Annotated in this window: 1 protein-coding gene; it reads left to right on the top strand. The window is 70.0% G+C overall.

Annotated elements, in window-relative coordinates; all coding sequences use genetic code 11:
- On the top strand, positions 1-3,142 hold a 3,142-nt coding region (locus tag D7V93_RS40930), incomplete at both ends, for a condensation domain-containing protein (RefSeq protein ID WP_147451617.1).

The following is a 3,142-nucleotide window of genomic DNA, read 5'->3' as shown; positions in this document are numbered from 1 at the left end:
GCGCTCCGGCTGGTGCTGGTGGGCGGTGAGGCGATTGACGAGCGGCTGTGGGCCCAGCTCGCCCAGGCGCCCGCCACCGGCTTCTTCAACGTCTACGGCCCCACCGAGTGCACCGTGGACACCACCGCCTTCCAGGTGCGTGCGGACGCCTCGCCCACCCTGGGCCCGCCACTGCCCAACGTGTCCACCTACGTGCTGGACGCGCACCTGCGCCCGCTGCCGGTGGGCGTGCCCGGAGAGCTCTTCATCGGCGGCGAGGGCCTGGCACGCGGATACCTGCACCGCCCCGAGCTCACCGCGGAGCGCTTCATTCCGAACGCCTTCTCCCCCACGCCCGGCCAGCGCCTCTACCGCACGGGCGACAAGGCGCGCTGGAGGGCGGACGGGACGCTGGAGTCCCTCGGCCGCATCGACTTCCAGGTGAAGCTGCGCGGCTTCCGGCTGGAGTTGGGTGAGGTGGAGGCGGCGCTGCGGCGGCTGCCCGGAGTGCGTCAGGCCCTCGCCCTGGTGCGCGAGGACTCGCCGGTGGGGCCCGTGCTGGTGGCCTACCTGACGGCCCAGCCGGGCCTCACGCTGGATGCGGCCAGCTTGAGGGCTGCCCTCAAGCAGCACCTGCCCGACTACATGGTGCCGTCGGCCTTCGTCCCGCTGGAGGACTTCCCCCTCACGCCCAACGGCAAGGTGGATCGCAAGGCCCTGCCAGCGCCGGATGCATCCCTCACGACGGCCTACGTCGCGCCTCGCAACGAGCTGGAGCAGAAGCTGGCGGTGCTGTGGAGCGAGGTGCTGCGCGTTCCCCGCGTGGGCCTGAGCGACGACTTCTTCGCGCTGGGCGGCCACTCGCTGCTGGCCACCCAGCTCGTCTCCCGCATCCGCTCCACCTTCTCGGTGGAGCTGCCCCTGCGTGCCCTCTTCGAAGCCACCTCGCTGGAGGCGTTCGCCACTCGCTTGCAGGCCGCGCTCCAGTCCTCGGCCACCACGACGCTTCCTCCGCTGGTGCCCACGGAGAAGAACGGGCCGCAGCCGCTCTCCTTCTCGCAGCAGCGACTGTGGTTGCTGCATCAGCTGGAGCCCGACAACGCCGCCTACAACCTGCCCGCGGCCCTGCGGCTCTCCGGCCACCTGGACGTCGAGGCCCTGCGTCGCACCTTCGAACTGCTGGTGCACCGCCATGGGGCACTGCGCACCACCTTCGCCGTGGAACAGGGTGAACCGATCCAGCTCATCCATCCGCCTGCGGCCTGGAAGCTGGAGGCAGAGGACCTGACGTCGCTCCCCGCCGAGCAACGTCAGGCCGAAGCGCTGCGCCTGGCCATTGAAGACGCCCGCCAGCCGTTCGCTCTGGAAGCCGGCCCGCTCTTCCGGACGCGCCTGCTGCGACTCGCGGGCGACGAGCACGTCCTGCTCGTCAACATGCACCACACCGTCTCGGACGGCTGGTCCATCGGACTGCTCATCCGTGAGGTCACCGCCGCGTACGGGGCACTGGCCTCGGGCCAGTCGCCTTCTCTGCCGCCATTGCCACTCCAGTACGCGGACTACGCGGCCTGGCAGCGCGGCTGGCTGCAGGGCGACGTGCTGCGCCAGCAACTGGAGTGGTGGAAGGGGCTGCTCGCGGGAGCCCCCACGGCCCTGGATCTGCCCACCGACAGGCCCCGGCCCCCGGTGCAGACCTTCCGCGGCACCCACGTCCCCGTTCGCCTTCCGCTCCACCTCTCCGAGCAGCTCAAGGCCCTGGCTCGCCGCGAAGGGGCCACGCCCTTCATGCTGCTGCTGGCGGCCTTCCAGCTCCTGCTGCACCGCTACACGGGCCAGGACGACATCCTCGTCGGCTCCCCCATCGCCGGCCGCACCCACGCGGAGACCGAGAGCCTCATCGGCTTCTTCGTCAACACGCTCGTCCTGCGCGCTCGCATCGACTCCCGCGAGTCATTCCCGCAGTTGCTCCAGCAGGTGAAGGTCACCACCCTGGGCGCCTATGAGCACCAGCACATGCCGTTCGAAAAGCTGGTGGAGGAGCTGCAGCCTCAGCGCGACCTGAGCCGGCCGCCGCTCTTCCAGGCCATGTTCGCCCTGCAGAACCAGGACTCCGGCGGCACCGTGTCTCGCCTGGGCGACCTCTCCGTCCAGCCGCTCGCCGTCAGCGGCGGCGCCTCGCGTTTCGAGCTGTCCATGGGGCTGGCGGAGACGCCCGAGGGTTTCTCCGGCATCCTCGAGTACAACTCCGACCTCTTCGATGAAGCCACCATCCTGCGCTTCATCGGCCACTTCCAGGTGCTCCTCCAGGCCCTGACCCAGCAGCCCCAGCGCGCACTCGCGTCCCTTCCGATTCTCACCGAGGACGAGCGCCGTCAGGTGCTGGTGGACTTCAACGACGTGCGCGCCGACTTCCCGCGTGACGTCTGCATCCACGACCTCATCTCCGCCCAGGCGCGACGCACCCCGGAGGCTCCAGCCCTTCGCTTCCAGAACTTCCAACTGAGTTACCGCGAGCTGGAGGAGCGCGCCAACCAACTGGCTGGCTACCTGCGCTCACTGGGCGTCGGTCCGGAAGTGCGCGTCGCGCTGCTCTTCGAGCGCTCACCGCACTCCATCATCTCCCTCCTCGCCACACTCAAGGCGGGCGGCGCCTACGTGCCGTTGGATCCGACCTATCCGCCGGAGCGCCTGGCCTTCATGGTTGAGGACGCCGCGCCTCGTGTCCTCCTCACCCAGCGCTCGCTCGCCGCTGCTATCGAGCACTCCGTCCCGCACACCGTCGACCTGGACTCCGACTCCATCCAGGCCCGCGTCGCCTCCTTCCCGTCGCTGCCGCCACCGCCCCTGGCAGGACCGGACTCGCTGGCCTACATCATCTACACCTCCGGCTCGACGGGCCGCCCCAAGGGCACCCTCATCGCGCACCGGGGCTTGTGCAACACCGCCCTCGCCTGCATCCGCTCCCTGGGCGTGGGCCCCTCCTCGCGCGTCCTCCAGTACTCCGCTCCAGGCTTCGACATCTCCGTCTGGGAGACCTTCCAGGCGCTCGTCTCCGGCGCATGCCTCGTGCTCGCCCCGCGCGAGCAACTGCTTCCCGACGCTCCACTGCGCGCCCTCATCGACTCGCAGCAGATAACCCATCTCACCGCGACGCCCTCCGTCC

Origin of the sequence: Corallococcus llansteffanensis (assembly GCF_003612055.1) — a bacterium.
GTDB lineage: Bacteria > Myxococcota > Myxococcia > Myxococcales > Myxococcaceae > Corallococcus > Corallococcus llansteffanensis.
The sequence above is the reverse complement of the archived record's forward strand: the minus strand, read 5'-3'. Positions and strand labels throughout refer to the sequence as shown.